General features: G+C 55.3%; 30 protein-coding genes (1 of these 30 cut by a window edge). 29 read left to right on the top strand and 1 reads right to left on the bottom strand.

Annotation, left to right across the window (positions count from 1 at the left end; all coding sequences use genetic code 11):
- Positions 1-18 precede the first annotated feature (18 nt).
- Both ompR and envZ read left to right on the top strand, forming a co-directional pair.
- Positions 19-738, top strand: coding sequence for a two-component system response regulator OmpR (gene ompR, locus I6L45_RS05275; RefSeq protein WP_210549853.1), 720 nt, complete (start codon positions 19-21; stop codon positions 736-738).
- On the top strand, positions 735-2,045 hold the full coding sequence (gene envZ, locus I6L45_RS05270) for a two-component system sensor histidine kinase EnvZ (RefSeq protein WP_216983620.1): 1,311 nt from the start codon (positions 735-737) through the stop codon (positions 2,043-2,045). Before ompR ends, envZ begins: the two co-directional genes overlap by 4 nt.
- A gap of 34 nt (positions 2,046-2,079) precedes the next feature.
- On the opposite strand, the gene I6L45_RS05265 is transcribed toward envZ, so the two are convergent.
- Positions 2,080-2,994 carry a DMT family transporter gene (locus tag I6L45_RS05265; protein WP_216983619.1) on the bottom strand — a complete coding sequence of 305 codons (915 nt, stop codon included), beginning with the start codon at positions 2,992-2,994 and terminating at the stop codon, positions 2,080-2,082.
- A 357-nt stretch (positions 2,995-3,351) separates the two neighbouring features.
- On the opposite strand from I6L45_RS05265, the gene rpsJ reads away from it, so the two are divergent.
- From rpsJ to rpoA, 27 genes are all read left to right on the top strand, one after another.
- The gene (gene rpsJ / locus I6L45_RS05260; RefSeq protein WP_005307944.1) at positions 3,352-3,663 is read left to right on the top strand and encodes a 30S ribosomal protein S10; all 312 of its coding nucleotides are present in this window, start codon (positions 3,352-3,354) and stop codon (positions 3,661-3,663) included.
- A gap of 22 nt (positions 3,664-3,685) precedes the next feature.
- Entirely contained in the window at positions 3,686-4,318 is a 633-nt protein-coding gene (rplC, locus tag I6L45_RS05255; protein WP_005307947.1) for a 50S ribosomal protein L3, read from the top strand.
- Between the two features lie 17 nt (positions 4,319-4,335).
- Positions 4,336-4,941, top strand: coding sequence for a 50S ribosomal protein L4 (gene rplD / locus I6L45_RS05250; RefSeq protein ID WP_025325386.1), 606 nt, complete (start codon positions 4,336-4,338; stop codon positions 4,939-4,941).
- Complete coding sequence (gene rplW, locus I6L45_RS05245; protein WP_342690021.1) at positions 4,941-5,240, top strand: 50S ribosomal protein L23; 300 nt, start codon at positions 4,941-4,943, stop codon at positions 5,238-5,240. The genes rplD and rplW overlap by 1 nt, the downstream gene beginning before the upstream one ends.
- Positions 5,241-5,255: 15 nt before the next feature.
- A complete protein-coding gene (gene rplB, locus I6L45_RS05240; protein WP_010672560.1) occupies positions 5,256-6,077 on the top strand; it encodes a 50S ribosomal protein L2 in 822 nt (273 codons plus the stop codon).
- A 22-nt stretch (positions 6,078-6,099) separates the two neighbouring features.
- Entirely contained in the window at positions 6,100-6,378 is a 279-nt protein-coding gene (rpsS, locus tag I6L45_RS05235; RefSeq protein WP_005307960.1) for a 30S ribosomal protein S19, read from the top strand.
- Positions 6,379-6,388: 10 nt separating this feature from the next.
- Complete coding sequence (gene rplV / locus I6L45_RS05230; protein ID WP_010672561.1) at positions 6,389-6,733, top strand: 50S ribosomal protein L22; 345 nt, start codon at positions 6,389-6,391, stop codon at positions 6,731-6,733.
- A 3-nt stretch (positions 6,734-6,736) separates the two neighbouring features.
- Entirely contained in the window at positions 6,737-7,450 is a 714-nt protein-coding gene (gene rpsC, locus I6L45_RS05225; protein ID WP_005331168.1) for a 30S ribosomal protein S3, read from the top strand.
- Positions 7,451-7,463: 13 nt separating this feature from the next.
- Positions 7,464-7,877 carry a 50S ribosomal protein L16 gene (gene rplP / locus I6L45_RS05220; RefSeq protein WP_010672562.1) on the top strand — a complete coding sequence of 138 codons (414 nt, stop codon included), beginning with the start codon at positions 7,464-7,466 and terminating at the stop codon, positions 7,875-7,877.
- On the top strand, positions 7,877-8,068 hold the full coding sequence (gene rpmC / locus I6L45_RS05215) for a 50S ribosomal protein L29 (protein WP_005307965.1): 192 nt from the start codon (positions 7,877-7,879) through the stop codon (positions 8,066-8,068). The genes rplP and rpmC overlap by 1 nt, the downstream gene beginning before the upstream one ends.
- Positions 8,068-8,316, top strand: coding sequence for a 30S ribosomal protein S17 (gene rpsQ, locus I6L45_RS05210; protein ID WP_005307966.1), 249 nt, complete (start codon positions 8,068-8,070; stop codon positions 8,314-8,316). The genes rpmC and rpsQ overlap by 1 nt, the downstream gene beginning before the upstream one ends.
- Positions 8,317-8,464: 148 nt before the next feature.
- A complete protein-coding gene (gene rplN / locus I6L45_RS05205) occupies positions 8,465-8,833 on the top strand; it encodes a 50S ribosomal protein L14 (RefSeq protein WP_005307975.1) in 369 nt (122 codons plus the stop codon).
- Positions 8,834-8,844: 11 nt separating this feature from the next.
- On the top strand, positions 8,845-9,162 hold the full coding sequence (gene rplX / locus I6L45_RS05200; RefSeq protein ID WP_005307977.1) for a 50S ribosomal protein L24: 318 nt from the start codon (positions 8,845-8,847) through the stop codon (positions 9,160-9,162).
- 13 nt (positions 9,163-9,175) lie between these two features.
- Positions 9,176-9,715, top strand: coding sequence for a 50S ribosomal protein L5 (gene rplE / locus I6L45_RS05195; protein ID WP_005307978.1), 540 nt, complete (start codon positions 9,176-9,178; stop codon positions 9,713-9,715).
- A 10-nt stretch (positions 9,716-9,725) separates the two neighbouring features.
- Positions 9,726-10,031, top strand: a complete 306-nt coding sequence (gene rpsN, locus I6L45_RS05190; RefSeq protein ID WP_005331161.1) for a 30S ribosomal protein S14 — start codon at positions 9,726-9,728, stop codon at positions 10,029-10,031.
- Between the two features lie 19 nt (positions 10,032-10,050).
- Positions 10,051-10,443, top strand: a complete 393-nt coding sequence (gene rpsH, locus I6L45_RS05185) for a 30S ribosomal protein S8 (RefSeq protein ID WP_033115584.1) — start codon at positions 10,051-10,053, stop codon at positions 10,441-10,443.
- A 13-nt stretch (positions 10,444-10,456) separates the two neighbouring features.
- Entirely contained in the window at positions 10,457-10,990 is a 534-nt protein-coding gene (gene rplF / locus I6L45_RS05180) for a 50S ribosomal protein L6 (protein ID WP_010672565.1), read from the top strand.
- A 9-nt stretch (positions 10,991-10,999) separates the two neighbouring features.
- Positions 11,000-11,353: a 50S ribosomal protein L18 gene (gene rplR / locus I6L45_RS05175; protein WP_010672566.1), complete on the top strand. Its 354-nt coding sequence runs from the start codon at positions 11,000-11,002 to the stop codon at positions 11,351-11,353.
- A gap of 14 nt (positions 11,354-11,367) precedes the next feature.
- Entirely contained in the window at positions 11,368-11,868 is a 501-nt protein-coding gene (gene rpsE / locus I6L45_RS05170) for a 30S ribosomal protein S5 (protein WP_043763317.1), read from the top strand.
- Positions 11,869-11,874: 6 nt separating this feature from the next.
- Positions 11,875-12,054, top strand: coding sequence for a 50S ribosomal protein L30 (gene rpmD, locus I6L45_RS05165; RefSeq protein WP_005307985.1), 180 nt, complete (start codon positions 11,875-11,877; stop codon positions 12,052-12,054).
- Positions 12,055-12,056: 2 nt separating this feature from the next.
- The gene (gene rplO, locus I6L45_RS05160) at positions 12,057-12,494 is read left to right on the top strand and encodes a 50S ribosomal protein L15 (protein WP_005307987.1); all 438 of its coding nucleotides are present in this window, start codon (positions 12,057-12,059) and stop codon (positions 12,492-12,494) included.
- Positions 12,495-12,502: 8 nt separating this feature from the next.
- Positions 12,503-13,831, top strand: a complete 1,329-nt coding sequence (gene secY / locus I6L45_RS05155) for a preprotein translocase subunit SecY (protein WP_042652867.1) — start codon at positions 12,503-12,505, stop codon at positions 13,829-13,831.
- A 27-nt stretch (positions 13,832-13,858) separates the two neighbouring features.
- A complete protein-coding gene (gene rpmJ / locus I6L45_RS05150; RefSeq protein WP_005319705.1) occupies positions 13,859-13,972 on the top strand; it encodes a 50S ribosomal protein L36 in 114 nt (37 codons plus the stop codon).
- A 139-nt stretch (positions 13,973-14,111) separates the two neighbouring features.
- Complete coding sequence (rpsM, locus tag I6L45_RS05145) at positions 14,112-14,468, top strand: 30S ribosomal protein S13 (RefSeq protein WP_005307991.1); 357 nt, start codon at positions 14,112-14,114, stop codon at positions 14,466-14,468.
- Positions 14,469-14,482: 14 nt separating this feature from the next.
- Positions 14,483-14,872: a 30S ribosomal protein S11 gene (gene rpsK / locus I6L45_RS05140; protein WP_005319702.1), complete on the top strand. Its 390-nt coding sequence runs from the start codon at positions 14,483-14,485 to the stop codon at positions 14,870-14,872.
- 40 nt (positions 14,873-14,912) lie between these two features.
- A complete protein-coding gene (rpsD, locus tag I6L45_RS05135) occupies positions 14,913-15,533 on the top strand; it encodes a 30S ribosomal protein S4 (protein ID WP_010672568.1) in 621 nt (206 codons plus the stop codon).
- Between the two features lie 25 nt (positions 15,534-15,558).
- Positions 15,559-16,034: the 5' portion of a DNA-directed RNA polymerase subunit alpha gene (gene rpoA / locus I6L45_RS05130; protein WP_005307997.1), read on the top strand. 514 nt of this gene lie beyond the right edge of the window; 476 of the gene's 990 nt are visible here — the first part of the coding sequence; its start codon is at positions 15,559-15,561; the stop codon falls past the right edge of the window.

Genomic DNA, 16,034 nt, shown 5'->3' with positions numbered 1-16,034 from the left:
CAGAGAGGAGAGGTGGCAATGAGTCAGCAATACAAGGTTCTGGTGGTCGACGACGATCTGAAATTACGTTCCCTGCTGGAGCGTTACCTCACCGAGCAGGGATTTGTGGTGCGGGGCGTCGCCAACGGTGAACAGGCGGATCGTCTGCTGACTCGCGAGAACTTCAGCCTGATGGTGCTCGACCTGATGTTGCCGGGAGAAGATGGCCTCTCCATCTGTCGCCGCCTGCGCGAGGCCGGGAACCAGATCCCGGTGCTGATGCTCACCGCCAAGGGGGATGAGGTGGATCGCATCGTCGGCCTGGAGATGGGCGCCGACGACTACCTGCCCAAGCCGTTCAACCCGCGGGAGCTGCTGGCCAGGATCCGCGCCGTGTTGCGCCGGCATACCGTCGAGCTGCCCGGGGCGCCCTCGGCGGCCGAGAAGGTGGTGAGCTTCGGCGGCTATCAGCTCAATCTGGCGACCCGTGAGCTCAGCCGCGATGGGGAACCGGTCTCGCTGACCAGCGGCGAGTTCGCCGTGCTCAAGGTGCTGGTGAGCCATCCGCGCGAACCCCTCTCCCGCGACAAGCTGATGAACCTGGCGAGGGGACGTGAATATACCGCCACCGAACGCAGCATCGACGTCCAGGTCTCCCGCTTGCGCCGCCTGCTGGAGCAGGACCCGGCCCAGCCCCGCTATCTGCAGACCGTCTGGGGCCTCGGTTACGTCTTCGTGCCGGACGGTGAGAACGAATGAAGAAAGTGAGCAGCATGTTCTCCCGCATGCTCTGGTTTCTGGCCGCCGTGCTGGTGGTCTATCAGTTCGTCTCCTACGCCACCTTCTACAACTATCTGCTGGCACCCACCGTCAAGCAGATCAGTCACCTGCTGGCCAATCAGGTCAAGCTCATCTTCCCGGTCGACAGCAACCAGCTGGCCCTGAGCGAGGATGCCGAGGCCTTGGTCTATGTGGCGACCGGCAGCGACATCTATACCCAGAGCGAGGCGGAGCAGCACGGACTCAACGACGCCAAGCCCTACCCCTATCTGGAGGAGAGCATCAGCCGCGAGCTGAAGGGGGAGACCAGGGTCAGGGTGGAGATCCAGGATCACTACATCATCTGGATCCAGCCGCCCCAGGCCAGCCAGATGTGGGTGCGTATACCCCTGACCGAGATCGAGGATGACGACATCGAGCCGCTCATCCTCTATATGAGCGTCCTGCTGGTGCTGACCCTGTTCGCGGCCTGGCGCTTTGCCCGCCAGCTGGTGCGGCCTCTGGAGGATCTGGAGGCGGGCGCCGTGGCGGTGGCGCGCGGCAACTTCCCCGATGCGCTGGGGGAGCAGGGCTCCCGGGAGGTGCGCCGGCTGACCCGTACCTTCAACCATATGTCCAGCTCCATCAAGGGGTTGATCGAGGAGCGCAACCTGATGATGGCCGGCGTCTCCCACGATCTGCGCACGCCGCTCACCCGTATCCGGCTGGCCACCGAGATGATGTCTTCCGAAGATGAGTACCTCAAGGAGAGCATCAATGCGGATATCGACGAGTCCAATGGCATCATCGATCAGTTCATCGACTACATCCGGCCGAACGAGGGGCTGGATGCCAGGCCCGTCGACCTGACCCGGCTTGTCCACGATGCGCTCCTGATGCAGACCGATCAGGGACTGGAAGTGGAGCTGCTGCTGCCGGAGGAGGCGGTACGGGTCGCCTGCCATCCCATCAGCATGCGCCGCATCCTCAACAACCTGTCAGGCAATGCGCTGCGTTACGGGGCTACCCGGCTGCAGGCCGAGCTCAGAGATGACGGTCATTGGGTAAGGCTGCGCCTGTCTGACAACGGTCCCGGGATCGCGGAGCAGGACTATTCCCGGGTGCTTAAGCCCTTCACTCAGGGCAATGTGGCGCGCACCGGCGGTGGCAGCGGCCTGGGGCTGGCCATTGTCGCCAAGATAGTCTCCCAGCATCACGGCACCATCAGGCTGGGACGCTCCGAGCTTGGGGGCTTGCTGGTCGAGATGCGGCTGCCCAAGAACCAGCCGCTGGAGTGGATGGATTGAGAGAAGGGCGTATCCGTGGATACGCCCTTCTCATTCAGGCCCCTGTCTCGCTCGCCTTGCGGTAGCGCTTGCCGTATTTCAGTTGCTGGATCAGCAGGGCGGCGACGATCAGCACCAGCCCGATGGGGGTGGCGGGATGAATGGCCTCTCCGATCAACAGGTTGAGCAGTACCAGTGAGGCGAAGGGCGAAATGAAGATGAGGTTGCTGATGGGGGCCGTGTTGGTGGCGTGGCGTAGCGCCATCAACCAGAGCACGAAGCCGAAGCCCATCTCGAACAGCCCTACATAGATGGCTCCGACCCAGCCTTGCCAGGCGGTCATGGCAAAGTCGGCGAGCAGCCAGGTTGCCACGACGATGAAGGGCAGGCTGATGAGGAAGCCAAGTAGCAGGCTGACGATGGGATCCCCCTGGTTGCGGGTGTTGAGGATCCAGTAGCCCGCCCAGATCAGGGTCGACACCAGGGCCAGCGTCACCCCGAGCGGGCTGTCGAACTGCAGGCCGAACACATCCCCCCTGGTGGCAATCACCAGAGCGCCGAAGTAGCCGAGCACGATGGCGACGCCGTCGCGACGGCGCAGCTTCTGCCCGAGGAAGGGAACCGCCAGCAGGCTGAGGGTGATGGCCCAGGTGTAGTTGAGGGTCTGGGCCTGCTGGGCTGGCAGCAGGTCATAGGCCTTGAACAGCAGCAAATAATAAAGGAAGGGGTTCAGCACCCCAAGGGAGAGGTAATAGAAGGGACGGGCCTTGAGATAGGAGAGCAGCAGCGGCAGCTTGCCCTGACAGGCCACGATGCAGCCCAGAGTCAGGGTCGAGGTGCAGGCGGCGACCAGCAGCAGCTGCACCGGTTCGAAGTAGGTGAGGGAGATCTTGAAGGCGCTGGCGACCGTCGACCAGAGGGCGACCGCACAGAGCCCGTATTGATAGGCTTTCTTCTGATTCTTGAGCATCCACATCGTTCCGCTGACAGGGGGCGAGGGCGCAGTCTATCAGCCCCTTTGCAATATTGTCGTTACCGGCGTACGCGGGAAGGGCGAGAGGGGCTTTGCGAGATCCATCTGCCACACAAATATTGCGCACAATCTGTCCGCCTTCTCTTGCGTGAATTGAAAAAATCCGTATAATTCCCTCCGCTTGCCCATGAGGCAGCCAGACGATATGTCTGCTTGCTGAGCTTCCCGTTTACGTGTCGCCAGCCATACAGTCTCCCCGATATGGGGAGAAACGTGAAAAATCGCACCTCTGGCGGGAGTAATCTCGGTCGGGCGGTGTTGATTTATGTTCTTTTATCTATTGGAGCTCTGTCAATGCAGAACCAAAGAATCCGTATCCGCCTGAAGGCTTTTGATCATCGCCTGATCGATCAATCCACTGCGGAAATCGTTGAAACTGCTAAGCGCACTGGCGCGCAGGTTCGCGGTCCTATCCCGCTGCCGACTCGCAAAGAGCGTTTCACCGTTCTGATCTCCCCGCACGTCAACAAGGACGCGCGTGATCAGTACGAGATCCGCACTCACAAGCGTCTGGTAGACATCGTTGAGCCGACTGACAAGACCGTAGACGCACTGATGCGTCTGGATCTGGCAGCTGGTGTAGACGTCCAGATCAGCCTGGGTTAATTACGGAAAGAGGTTGATAACAATGACAATCGGTCTTGTAGGTCGCAAAGTGGGTATGACTCGCATCTTCACTGAAGATGGCGTTTCTATCCCGGTGACTGTTATCGAAGTTGAAGCTAACCGTGTAACTCAGGTCAAATCTGTAGAAACCGACGGCTACAACGCTATTCAGGTTACCACTGGCTCCAAGAAAGCCAGCCGCGTAACCAAGCCGGAAGCTGGCCACTTTGCCAAAGCTGGTGTAGAAGCCGGTCGCGGTCTGTGGGAATTCCGCCTGAACAACGGTGAAACTTTCACTGTTGGTAGCGAGCTGAAAGTAGATCTTCTCGCTGACGTTAAGCTGGTAGACGTTACCGGCACATCCAAGGGTAAAGGTTTTGCCGGTACTGTTAAGCGCTGGAACTTCCGCACCCAGGATATGACCCACGGTAACTCTCTGTCCCACCGTGTACCTGGCTCCATCGGTCAAAACCAGACCCCGGGCCGTGTATTCAAGGGCAAAAAGATGGCTGGTCACATGGGTGCTGAGCGTGTAACGACTCAGAACCTGGAACTGGTTCGTGTTGACGCTGAACGCAACCTGCTGCTCATCAAAGGCGCAGTACCGGGTGCAACCAACGGCAACGTGATCGTCAAACCTGCCGTCAAAGCGTAACGTCTGAGGAGATAGTAATGGAATTGGTAATGAAAGACGCCAAGAGCGCTCTTGAAGTTTCCGAGACTACCTTCGGGCGCGAATTCAACGAAGCTCTGGTTCACCAGGTTGTCGTTGCATATGCCGCTGGTGCCCGTCAGGGTACTCGTGCGCAGCTGACTCGCTCTGAAGTGTCTGGTGGCGGCAAAAAGCCGTGGCGTCAGAAGGGTACTGGTCGTGCCCGTGCTGGCTCCATCCGTTCGCCCATCTGGCGTTCCGGTGGTGTGACCTTTGCTGCTAAGCCGCAAGATCACAGCCAGAAAGTAAACAAGAAGATGTACCGCGGCGCTATCCGTAGCATCCTGTCCGAGCTGGTACGTCAAGAGCGCCTGATCGTTGTCGAGAAATTCGGCATCGAAGCGCCGAAGACCAAAGAACTGATCGCCAAGCTGAAAGAGATGGAACTGACTGACGTTCTGATCGTGACTGCTGAAGTCGATGAGAACCTGTTCCTGGCTGCTCGCAACCTGTACAAGGTCGACGTGCGTGATGTTGCCGGTATCGACCCGGTCAGCCTGATCGCTTTCGACAAGATTCTGATGACTGCAGACGCAGTTAAGCAAATCGAGGAGATGCTGGCATGATCCGCGAAGAACGTCTGTTGAAAGTTCTGAAGGCTCCGCACATCTCTGAAAAGAGCACCATGGTCGCAGAAAAGCAGAACACTATCGTGTTCAAAGTTGCTGTTGATGCCACCAAGGCGGAAGTCAAAGCTGCAGTTGCGAAACTGTTCGAGGTCGAAGTTGAGACCGTCCGTACCCTGAACATGAAGGGTAAGACCAAGCGCGCAGGTGCACGCGTAGGCCGTCGTTCCGATTGGAAAAAGGCTTATGTGACCCTGAAAGCTGGTCAGGACATCGACTTCATGGGCGCAGCCGAGTAAGAGGAGTTCTGAAAAATGGCAATCGTTAAGTGCAAGCCTACTTCTCCGGGCCGCCGTCACGTCGTCAAGATCGTCAACCAAGAGCTGTACAAGGGCAAGCCCTTCGCCGCTCTGCTGGACAGCAAAAGCAAGTCCGGTGGCCGTAACAACAACGGCCGCATCACCACCCGTCACATCGGTGGTGGTCACAAGCAACACTACCGTCTGATCGACTTCAAGCGCGACAAAGACGGCATTCCGGCCAAAGTTGAGCGTCTGGAATACGATCCTAACCGTACCGCAAACATCGCCCTGGTGCTGTATGCAGACGGTGAGCGTCGTTACATCCTGGCTCCGAAAGGCCTGAAAGCTGGTGATGCAATCGCCTCTGGTGCTGATGCTGCCATCAAGGTGGGTAACACCCTGCCGATGCGCAACATCCCGGTCGGTTCTACCGTTCACGCCGTTGAGATGAAGCCTGGTAAAGGTGCCCAGCTGGCTCGTTCCGCTGGTACTTTCATCCAGATCCTGGCTCGTGAAGGTAACTATGTAACTCTGCGTCTGCGTTCCGGCGAAGTACGTAAAGTTCTGGCCGAGTGCCGCGCTACCATCGGTGAAGTGGGTAACTCCGAGCACATGCTGCGTCAACTGGGTAAAGCCGGTGCTAACCGCTGGCGTGGTATTCGTCCGACCGTTCGTGGTATGGCGATGAACCCGGTTGATCACCCGCACGGTGGTGGTGAGGGTCGTAACAAGGGCATGCAGCCTGTGTCCCCATGGGGCCAGAAGGCTAAGGGCTTCAAGACCCGTAAGAACAAGCGTACCGACAAGTACATCGTACGTCGTCGTAACAAGTAATTGTTAACATAGAGGAATCACCATGCCACGTTCTCTCAAGAAGGGTCCATTTATTGACCTGCACTTGCTGAAGAAGGTAGAGAAAGCGGTGGAAAGCGGGGATAAAAAGCCGGTTAAGACCTGGTCCCGTCGTTCAATGATCATCCCGAACATGATCGGTTTGACCATCGCTGTCCATAATGGTCGTCAGCACGTTCCGGTTTTCGTTACCGAAGAAATGATCGGTCACAAACTGGGTGAATTCGCACCGACTCGTACTTATCGCGGCCATGCTGCTGATAAGAAGGCTAAGAAGCGCTAAGGGATAAATGATGGAAGCTATCGCTAAACACCGTTATGCCCGTACTTCTGCCCAGAAAGCTCGTCTGGTAGCCGATCAAGTACGTGGTCTGTCCGTAGACAAGGCTCTGAACATCCTGACCTTCAGCCCGAAAAAGGCTGCAGTTCTGGTGAAGAAAGTGCTGGAATCTGCCATTGCCAACGCTGAGCACAACGAAGGTGCCGATATCGACACCCTGCGTGTTGCCACCATCATGGTAGACGAAGGTCCCTCCATGAAGCGCATCCGCCCGCGTGCCAAAGGTCGCGCGGATCGTATCCTCAAGCGTACCGCTCACATCACTGTAGTGGTATCCGACGCTAAGGCTGGGAGATAAGCAATGGGTCAGAAAGTACATCCTAATGGCATTCGCCTGGGTATTACCAAGCCTTGGAATTCTACCTGGTTCGCGAACACCAAAGACTTCGCTGACAACCTGTACAGCGATTTCCAAGTACGCCAGTTCCTGACCAAGGAGCTGAAAAACGCTTCCTTGTCCAAGATCACCATCGAGCGTCCGGCCAAGAGCATCCGTGTGACCATTCACACCGCTCGTCCGGGTGTCGTGATCGGCAAGAAAGGCGAAGACGTTGAAAAACTGCGCAAAGCTGTAGCCGCTATTGCTGGCGTGCCTGCTCAGATCAACATTTCCGAAGTCCGCAAGCCGGAGCTGGATGGCAAACTGGTTGCCGACAGCATTACTTCTCAGCTGGAACGCCGCGTTATGTTCCGTCGCGCTATGAAGCGTGCCGTACAGAACGCCATGCGTCTGGGTGCCAAGGGCATCAAGGTAGAAGTATCCGGTCGTCTGGGCGGCGCTGAAATCGCGCGTACCGAATGGTACCGTGAAGGTCGTGTGCCCCTGCACACCCTGCGTGCCGACATCGACTACGCAACTTCTGAAGCCCACACCACTTACGGTGTGATCGGCGTTAAAGTTTGGATCTTCAAGGGCGAAGTTCTGGGCGGTCTGGCTGCAGTCAATGCTGCCGCTGCTCAAGAGCAAGCTCCTGCAAAGCCCAAGCGTGACAACAAGCGCCGCGCTGCTAAGTAAGGAGATTCGGTAAATGTTGCAACCTAAGCGTACTAAATTCCGCAAGACCCACAAGGGTCGTAACCGCGGTCTGGCCAATGCCGGTAACGAAGTATCCTTCGGTACCTTTGGCCTGAAGGCGACATCTCGTGGTCAACTGACTGCTCGTCAAATCGAAGCAGCCCGTCGTGCCATGACCCGTCACGTTAAGCGTCAAGGCAAGATCTGGATCCGTGTGTTCCCGGACAAGCCCATTACCGAAAAGCCCCTCGAAGTTCGTATGGGTAAAGGTAAGGGTAACGTGGAATACTGGGTTTGCCCGATCCAGCCTGGCAAGGTTCTGTACGAGATGGATGGTGTACCTGAGGCTCTGGCGCGTGAAGCGTTTGCCCTGGCCGCAGCTAAGCTGTCCGTTCAGACCACTTTCGTAATTAAGACGGTGATGTGATGAAAGCCCAAGATCTGCGTCAAAAGAGCGTCGAAGAACTGAACCAGGAGCTGCTGGGTCTGCTGCGTGAGCAATTCAACATGCGCATGCAAGCTTCCACCGGCCAACTGGCTCAGACTCACACTCTGAAACAAGTGCGTCGTGACGTCGCACGTATCAAGACTGTACTGACTGAGAAGGCAGGTGCGTAATGACTGACAAGATCCGTACTCTGCAAGGTCGTGTAATCAGCGACAAGATGGACAAGTCCATCACTGTTGCTATCGAGCGCAAGGTAAAGCACCCGATCTACGGTAAGATCATCAAGCGCACTACCAAGCTGCACGTGCATGACGAGAACAACGAGTGCAAGGCTGGCGACCTCGTGGAAATCCGCGAGTGCCGCCCGCTGTCCAAGACCAAGTCCTGGACCCTGGTTGCTGTCGTAGAAAAGGCCTAATTCGGTACTTTATAGCCCAAACGGCCCCCCATCGGGGCCGTTTGTTTTTTAGGCTACCTTTTCAAAAATAGCTGTGTTATAGTTTCGCGCCTTTTGAAGGCAGCCAGATCCCGAGAGGGATAAGAAGTAAACAAAGCGGAGCACTAAGATGATCCAGATGCAAAGTATGCTGGGTGTTGCCGACAACTCCGGCGCTCGCAGTGTAATGTGTATTAAGGTTCTGGGTGGTTCGCACCGCCGTTACGCCGGCATCGGCGACATCATCAAGGTTTCTATCAAGGAAGCCATTCCTCGCGGTAAAGTGAAGAAAGGTGATGTGTATAACGCGGTGGTCGTACGCACCCGTAAAGGCGTTCGTCGTCCGGACGGCTCTGTCATCCGTTTCGACAACAATGCGGCTGTGTTGCTTAACAACAACCAGCAGCCGATCGGTACTCGTATTTTTGGCCCGGTGACCCGTGAACTCCGTAATGAGAAGTTCATGAAGATTGTGTCCCTGGCACCCGAAGTACTGTAAGGAGTCGAACGATGGCAGCTAAAATCCGTCGCGAAGACGAAGTAATTGTTCTTACCGGCAAAGACAAGGGCAAGCGTGGCAAAGTCACTCAAGTTCTGATTGCCAAAGGTAAGGTAATCGTGGAAGGCATCAACCAGGTGAAGAAACACCAGAAGCCGGTACCCGCACTGGGTCAGGCTGGCGGTATCGTCACCAAAGAAGCCCCCATCGATGTATCTAACGTAGCGCTGTTCAACTCTGCCACTGGCAAAGCTGACCGCGTTGGTTTCCGGATTGAAGACGGCAAAAAAGTCCGTTTCTTCAAATCCACCGGCGAACTTGTGAAGTAATTGGAGTTTAACGATGGCGAAACTGCATGATTACTACAAATCCGATGTAGTAAATGAACTGACCAAGCAGTTCGGTTACAAGACTATCATGCAAGTCCCTCGGATCGAGAAAATCACCCTGAACATGGGTGTTGGTGAAGCGATCTCTGACAAGAAGTTGCTGGAAAATGCTGCTGCCGATATGGCCGCCATTTCCGGTCAGAAGCCGCTGATCACCAAAGCACGCAAATCTGTTGCGGGCTTCAAGATTCGTGAAGGCTACCCGATAGGTTGTAAAGTAACCCTGCGTGGCGAGCGTATGTGGGAGTTCCTGGAACGGCTGATTTGCATCTCCGTACCGCGTATCCGTGACTTCCGTGGTCTGAACGCCAAGGCGTTCGATGGCCGTGGTAACTACTCCATGGGCGTGCGTGAGCAAATCATCTTCCCGGAAATCGACTATGACAAGGTCGATCGCGTCCGTGGTCTGGATATCACCATCACCACTTCCGCGAATACCGACGAAGAAGGCCGTGCTCTGCTGGCTGCCTTTAACTTCCCATTCCGCAAGTAAGGTTAGGGTTATGGCTAAAACATCCATGAAAGCACGTGAAGCAAAGCGTGCGAAGCTGGCAGCCAAGTTCGCGACCAAGCGTACCGAGCTGAAAGCTATCATCGTTGATATGAACGCTTCTGAAGAAGCGCGTTGGGATGCTGTCTTGCAACTGCAACAGCTGCCCCGTGATTCCAGTCCGTCCCGCCAGCGTAACCGTTGCAACATCACTGGTCGTCCGCACGGTTTCCTGCGGAAGTTTGGCCTCTCTCGCATCAAGGTGCGTGAGCATGCCATGAAGGGCGAAATTCCGGGCCTCAAAAAGGCCTCTTGGTAAGAATCTCGGGAGTTAGACTATGAGCATGCAAGATCCGATCGCGGATATGCTGACCCGCATCCGTAACGGTCAGGCGGCGAGCAAAGTTGCGGTTTCCATGCCTTCTTCCAAGCTGAAAGTGGCTATCGCCAAAGTGCTGAAAGAAGAAGGTTACATCGCTGGCTACACCGTAGCTGGTGACGTGAAACCGGAACTGGAAATTGAACTGAAATATTTCCAGGGCAAGCCGGTTGTAGAACTGATCCAACGCGTGAGCCGTCCCGGCCTGCGTATTTACAAGCGCACTACTGATCTGCCGAAAGTCATGGGCGGTCTCGGTGTTGCAATCGTGTCCACGTCTAAAGGTGTGATGACCGACCGTGCTGCTCGCAAGGCAAGCATGGGTGGTGAGATCATCTGCTACGTCGCCTAATAGGAGGTCGGAAATGTCTCGCGTTGCTAAGGCACCCGTCACTATTCCTGCTGGCGTAGAGGTGACTCTGAACGGTCAGGAACTGTCCATCAAAGGTGGTAAAGGTTCCCTGGTTCGTTCCATCCACGCCGGTGTAGAAGTGACCAAAGAAGACAATGTACTGAAGTTCGCCCCGCGCGATGGCATCGCTGGTGCTGACGCTCAGGCCGGTACTGCCCGTGCATTGGTCAACAACATGGTAGTCGGTGTTACCCAAGGCTTCGAGCGCAAGCTGCAGCTGGTTGGTGTAGGTTACAAAGCCTCCATCAAGGGCAATGCTGTTGCGCTGGCACTGGGCTTCTCTCACCCGGTAGAGCATGCGCTGCCGGCTGGTGTCACCGCTGAATGTCCGTCCGCCACCGAAATCGTTCTGCGTGGTGTGGACAAGCAGCTGGTTGGCCAAGTCGCCGCCGATATCCGTGCTTACCGCGCTCCGGAGCCCTACAAGGGCAAGGGTGTACGCTATGCCAACGAGCAAGTGCGTACTAAAGAAGCTAAGAAGAAGTAAGGTAACACTATGGACAAGAAAGCAGCTCGTCTCCGTCGTGCTACTCGTGCTCGGAAAAAGATGCAGGAACTGGGAGCTACCCGTCTGGTTGTTCACCGTACCCCGCGTCATATCTATGCGCAGGTTATTGCAGCCAACGGTTCCGAAGTTCTGGCCTCTGCTTCCACAGTAGAGAAGGCCATCAGTGAAGCTCTGAAATACACCGGTAACGCAGACGCTGCTACCGCTGTAGGCAAGGCTATCGCTGAGCGTGCCATTGCCAAAGGCGTTCAGAACGTATCTTTCGATCGTTCCGGTTTCAAGTATCACGGTCGTGTAGCCGCTCTGGCTGCCGCTGCTCGTGACGCTGGTCTTCAGTTCTAAGCTAGGAGTCGAAGATGGCTAAAGTCGAATCTCAAGCCGGCGAACTGCAAGAAAAGCTGATTGCAGTAAACCGTGTTTCGAAAACTGTTAAAGGTGGTCGTATCATGTCCTTCACCGCGTTGACCGTGGTGGGTGATGGTAACGGCCGTGTAGGTTACGGTTACGGTAAGGCCCGTGAAGTTCCGGCCGCCATTCAAAAGGCGATGGAACAGGCTAAGCGTAACCTGAGCAAGGTAGAACTGAACAACGGCACCCTGCACCACCCGGTGAAAGGTGTTCACTCCGGTTCCACCGTGTTCATGAAGCCGGCCTCCCAAGGTACTGGTATCATCGCAGGCGGCGCTATGCGTGCCGTTCTGGAAGTTGCCGGTATCCACAACGTGCTGGCCAAGACCTACGGTTCCACCAACCCGATCAACGTTGTTCGCGCAACTGTAGACGCTCTGGTTCACGGTCAATCACCGGAACAGATCGCTGCCAAGCGTGGTCTGCGCGTTGAAGAAATTCTGGGGTAATGCGACATGGCTAACACTGTAAAAGTAACTCAAACTCGCAGCTCTATCGGCCGTCTGCCAAAGCACAAGGCGACTCTGCGTGGTCTGGGTCTGCGTCGCATTGGTCACACCGTTGAGCTGGAAGATACTCCCTGCGTACGCGGCATGATCAACCAGGTTTATTACATGGTTAAGGTGGAGGGCTAAGCATGCGTCTGAATACTCTGTCTCCGGCCGCTGGCTCCAAGCGCGTTAAGCACCGTCCGGGCCGTGGTATCGGTTCTGGTCTGGGCAAGACCGGTGGTCGTGGTGTTAAAGGTCAAACCTCTCGTTCCGGTGGCGGCAAGGTCCGCAACGGTTTCGAAGGCGGCCAGATGCCTTTGAAAATCCGTCTGCCGAAGTTCGGTTTCTTCTCTCGCAAATCTTTGGTTTCTGCCGAAGTGCGCCTGAACGAAATCGCCCTGGTAGAAGGTGATGTGGTCGACGTGAGCACTCTGAAGCAAGCCGGTGTTATTACCAAGAACATCGTGTTCGCTAAAGTTGTTCTGTCTGGCAACATTGACCGTGCTGTGACCGTTCGTGGTCTGTCCGTCACCAAGGGTGCACGTGCAGCCATCGAGGCCGCTGGCGGTAAAATCGAGGAATAATCAGTACAATGGCTAAGAAACCAGGATTGGATGTTAAAGCACAAGGTGGTCTGAGCGAACTGAAGAGCCGTCTGCTCTTCGTTCTCGGGGCAATTATCGTGTTCCGTGCAGGCTCTTATGTGCCGATCCCTGGTATTGACGCCGCCGTACTGGCCGAGTTGTTCCAACAACAGAAGGGCACCATCATTGAGATGTTCAACATGTTCAGTGGTGGTGCACTCTCGCGTGCTTCTATTCTTGCGCTGGGGATCATGCCGTACATTTCGGCGTCGATCATTATCCAGCTGCTGACTGTGGTTCATCCTGCTCTTGCTGAACTCAAGAAAGAGGGTGAATCCGGCCGTCGCAAGATTAGCCAATATACCCGTTGGGGCACGCTGGTTTTGGGAACGTTCCAGGCCATTGGTATTGCAACCGGTCTGCCGAATATGATGCAAGGACTCGTGACTCATCCGGGTTTGGGCTTCTATTTCACAGCCGTTGTGAGTCTGGTCACCGGTACCATGTTCTTGATGTGGTTGGGTGAACAGATTACCGAGCGTGGGATTGGTAATGGTATCTCGTTGATTATCTTCACAGGTATCGTTGCCGGTCTGCCTCATGCCATTGGCGCTACGGCCGAACAGGCACGTCAAGGGGAATTGCACATCCTGCTGTTGTTGTTGCTGGGCTTGATTGTTTTCGCAGTGACTTACTTTGTGGTGTTCGTGGAGCGTGGTCAGCGTCGTATCGTCGTGAACTATGCCAAGCGTCAACAGGGCCGCCAGGTATTCGCCGCGCAAAGCACACATCTGCCGTTGAAAGTGAATATGGCCGGTGTGATTCCTGCGATTTTCGCATCCAGCATCATCCTCTTCCCGGGGACCATTACCTCCTGGTTTGGTCAGGGTGAGGGCAAGGTCGCTGATGTTCTGCAACAGGTCTCTATGGTCCTGCAGCCGGGTCAGCCCTTGTACGAGATGCTCTATGCAGCAGCCATTATCTTCTTCTGCTTCTTCTATACCGCGCTGGTCTTCAATCCACGCGAGACAGCAGATAACCTGAAGAAGAGTGGAGCCTTTATCCCGGGGATCCGCCCGGGCGAGCAGACAGCACGTTACATCGATAAGGTTATGACTCGCCTGACATTGGCAGGTGCGCTCTATATTACCTTTATCTGTCTGGTACCCCAGTTCCTGATGACTGCCTGGAACGTACAGTTCTACTTCGGCGGCACCTCGCTGCTGATTATTGTGGTAGTTATCATGGACTTCATGGCTCAGGTTCAGACCCATATGATGTCTCATCAATATGGCGACGTCCTGAGGAAGGCCAACCTGAAGGGCTACGGCCGCTAAAGGTCGGCGTAGTTACGGAGTTAAGCAATGAAAGTTCGTGCTTCCGTTAAGGCAATCTGCCGTAACTGCAAAATCATCAAGCGTCACGGTGTGGTGCGTGTGATTTGCAGCGAGCCAAAGCATAAACAGCGCCAAGGCTAATTTTTTACGGTTAGTACTTGCAACAAATAGTTGTGCTGGCTAATATAGCCAGCCAACTTTTGTTGTGTATTGGTTGACCGCCACGTATCCGCTCACGGGCTTTGTGGTGGTCGTAATCTACTATATGTAGGAGTGAATAGTGGCCCGTATCGCTGGCATTAACATTCCTGACCATAAGCACGCAGTCATCGCGTTGACTGCTATTTATGGCGTCGGTCGTACCCGCTCCAAGGCAATTTGTGCCGCAGCCGGTATCGCTGAGAATGTGAAAATTAAAGACCTGGACGAAGCTCAGATCGAGAGTCTGCGTGAACAAGTAGGTAAATTCACCGTTGAAGGTGACCTGCGTCGTCAGATTTCCATGAACATCAAGCGTTTGATGGATCTGGGTTGCTACCGTGGTTTGCGTCACCGTCGTAGCCTGCCTGTTCGTGGTCAACGTACCAAGACCAACGCTCGTACCCGTAAGGGTCCGCGCAAGGCTATCAAGAAGTAACGGGAAGGTAGAAAATGGCTAAAACTCCGACTCGTGCTCGCAAGCGCGTTAAAAAGCAAGTGAGCGACGGTATTGCGCACGTTCATGCATCTTTCAACAACACAATCGTGACCATTACTGACCGTCAGGGCAACGCTCTGTCTTGGGCTACCTCTGGTGGTTCCGGTTTCCGTGGTTCCCGTAAGTCCACTCCGTTTGCTGCCCAGGTAGCTGCTGAGCGTGCTGGTGAGATCGCCAAAGAATACGGCGTGAAGAACCTGGAAGTCATGGTCAAAGGTCCGGGTCCCGGTCGTGAGTCTTCCATCCGCGCTCTGAACGCGGCTGGTTTCCGCATCACTAACATTACTGATGTGACTCCGATCCCGCACAACGGTTGTCGTCCTCCCAAGAAGCGCCGCGTGTAACGCGTTTAGCTACTTGGTCTAGGATTGTTGGAGAAAGAAGATGGCAAGATATATCGGTCCTAAGCTTAAGCTTAGCCGTCGTGAGGGCACCGACCTCTTCCTGAAGTCTGGTGTTCGTGCGATTGATTCTAAGTGCAAGATTGACACTGTCCCGGGTCAACACGGTGCGCGTAAAGCGCGTCTGTCCGACTACGGTGTGCAACTGCGCGAGAAACAAAAAGTACGTCGTATCTACGGCGTATTGGAAAAACAGTTCCGCAACTACTACCGCGACGCTGCCCGTCAAAAGGGTAACACCGGTGAAAACCTGTTGCAGCTGCTGGAAGGTCGTCTGGACAACGTCGTCTACCGCATGGGCTTCGGCGCCACTCGTGCTGAGTCTCGTCAGCTGGTGAGCCACAAAGCCATCATGGTAAACGGCCGCGTTGTGAATGTTCCTTCTTTCCAGGTATCCCCTGAGGACGTGATCTGCGTTCGCGAGAAGGCTAAGAAGCAAGCGCGTATCAAAGCTTCCCTGGAAGTTGCTGGTCAGCGCGAGAAGCCGACTTGGGTAGAGGTTGACGCTGCTAAGATGGAAGGTGCTTTCAAGCGCCTGCCGGAGCGTTCCGACCTGTCTGCCGACATTAACGAACAGCTGATCGTCGAGCTTTACTCCAAGTAAAGCTAGCTTCTAAAGAGAGGACACAATGCTGGGTTCTGTAACAGATTTTCTTAAACCGCGGCTAGTTGACATCGAGCAAGTTAGCCCGACTCACGCGAAAGTGACTCTCGAGCCGCTTGAGCGTGGCTTTGGTCACACGCTGGGCAACGCCCTGCGTCGTATTTTGCTGTCATCTATGCCCGGTTGTGCAGTTACTGAAGTCGAGATCGACGGAGTACTGCACGAGTACAGCAGCAAAGAAGGTGTGCAGGAAGACATTCTTGAAATTCTGCTCAACCTGAAAGGTATCGCTGTGAAACTGGAAGGCAAGGACGAGGTAACTCTGTCCCTGACCAAGTCTGGAACAGGCCCCGTTACCGCTGGTGATATCACTCACGGTGATGAAGTCGAGATCGTAAACCCGGAGCACGTAATCTGCCACCTGACTGGCGCCAATGCTGAGATCAGCATGCGTCTGAAAGTTCAGCGCGGTCGTGGTTATGTGCCTGCTTCTGCTCGTGT

The sequence above is a fragment of the Aeromonas sp. FDAARGOS 1415 genome, from assembly GCF_019048365.1.
Lineage (GTDB): Bacteria > Pseudomonadota > Gammaproteobacteria > Enterobacterales > Aeromonadaceae > Aeromonas > Aeromonas taiwanensis.
This window is presented reverse-complemented; position numbering and strand designations above follow the sequence as displayed.

Coding starts and splice junctions, on each gene's coding strand:
- ompR (WP_210549853.1), top strand. CDS start 19: ATGAGTCAGCAATACAAGGTTCTGGTGGTCGACGACGATCTGAAATTA.
- envZ (WP_216983620.1), top strand. CDS start 735: ATGAAGAAAGTGAGCAGCATGTTCTCCCGCATGCTCTGGTTTCTGGCC.
- I6L45_RS05265 (WP_216983619.1), bottom strand. CDS start 2,994: ATGCTCAAGAATCAGAAGAAAGCCTATCAATACGGGCTCTGTGCGGTC.
- rpsJ (WP_005307944.1), top strand. CDS start 3,352: ATGCAGAACCAAAGAATCCGTATCCGCCTGAAGGCTTTTGATCATCGC.
- rplC (WP_005307947.1), top strand. CDS start 3,686: ATGACAATCGGTCTTGTAGGTCGCAAAGTGGGTATGACTCGCATCTTC.
- rplD (WP_025325386.1), top strand. CDS start 4,336: ATGGAATTGGTAATGAAAGACGCCAAGAGCGCTCTTGAAGTTTCCGAG.
- rplB (WP_010672560.1), top strand. CDS start 5,256: ATGGCAATCGTTAAGTGCAAGCCTACTTCTCCGGGCCGCCGTCACGTC.
- rpsS (WP_005307960.1), top strand. CDS start 6,100: ATGCCACGTTCTCTCAAGAAGGGTCCATTTATTGACCTGCACTTGCTG.
- rplV (WP_010672561.1), top strand. CDS start 6,389: ATGGAAGCTATCGCTAAACACCGTTATGCCCGTACTTCTGCCCAGAAA.
- rpsC (WP_005331168.1), top strand. CDS start 6,737: ATGGGTCAGAAAGTACATCCTAATGGCATTCGCCTGGGTATTACCAAG.
- rplP (WP_010672562.1), top strand. CDS start 7,464: ATGTTGCAACCTAAGCGTACTAAATTCCGCAAGACCCACAAGGGTCGT.
- rpmC (WP_005307965.1), top strand. CDS start 7,877: ATGAAAGCCCAAGATCTGCGTCAAAAGAGCGTCGAAGAACTGAACCAG.
- rpsQ (WP_005307966.1), top strand. CDS start 8,068: ATGACTGACAAGATCCGTACTCTGCAAGGTCGTGTAATCAGCGACAAG.
- rplN (WP_005307975.1), top strand. CDS start 8,465: ATGATCCAGATGCAAAGTATGCTGGGTGTTGCCGACAACTCCGGCGCT.
- rplX (WP_005307977.1), top strand. CDS start 8,845: ATGGCAGCTAAAATCCGTCGCGAAGACGAAGTAATTGTTCTTACCGGC.
- rplE (WP_005307978.1), top strand. CDS start 9,176: ATGGCGAAACTGCATGATTACTACAAATCCGATGTAGTAAATGAACTG.
- rpsN (WP_005331161.1), top strand. CDS start 9,726: ATGGCTAAAACATCCATGAAAGCACGTGAAGCAAAGCGTGCGAAGCTG.
- rpsH (WP_033115584.1), top strand. CDS start 10,051: ATGAGCATGCAAGATCCGATCGCGGATATGCTGACCCGCATCCGTAAC.
- rplF (WP_010672565.1), top strand. CDS start 10,457: ATGTCTCGCGTTGCTAAGGCACCCGTCACTATTCCTGCTGGCGTAGAG.
- rplR (WP_010672566.1), top strand. CDS start 11,000: ATGGACAAGAAAGCAGCTCGTCTCCGTCGTGCTACTCGTGCTCGGAAA.
- rpsE (WP_043763317.1), top strand. CDS start 11,368: ATGGCTAAAGTCGAATCTCAAGCCGGCGAACTGCAAGAAAAGCTGATT.
- rpmD (WP_005307985.1), top strand. CDS start 11,875: ATGGCTAACACTGTAAAAGTAACTCAAACTCGCAGCTCTATCGGCCGT.
- rplO (WP_005307987.1), top strand. CDS start 12,057: ATGCGTCTGAATACTCTGTCTCCGGCCGCTGGCTCCAAGCGCGTTAAG.
- secY (WP_042652867.1), top strand. CDS start 12,503: ATGGCTAAGAAACCAGGATTGGATGTTAAAGCACAAGGTGGTCTGAGC.
- rpmJ (WP_005319705.1), top strand. CDS start 13,859: ATGAAAGTTCGTGCTTCCGTTAAGGCAATCTGCCGTAACTGCAAAATC.
- rpsK (WP_005319702.1), top strand. CDS start 14,483: ATGGCTAAAACTCCGACTCGTGCTCGCAAGCGCGTTAAAAAGCAAGTG.
- rpsD (WP_010672568.1), top strand. CDS start 14,913: ATGGCAAGATATATCGGTCCTAAGCTTAAGCTTAGCCGTCGTGAGGGC.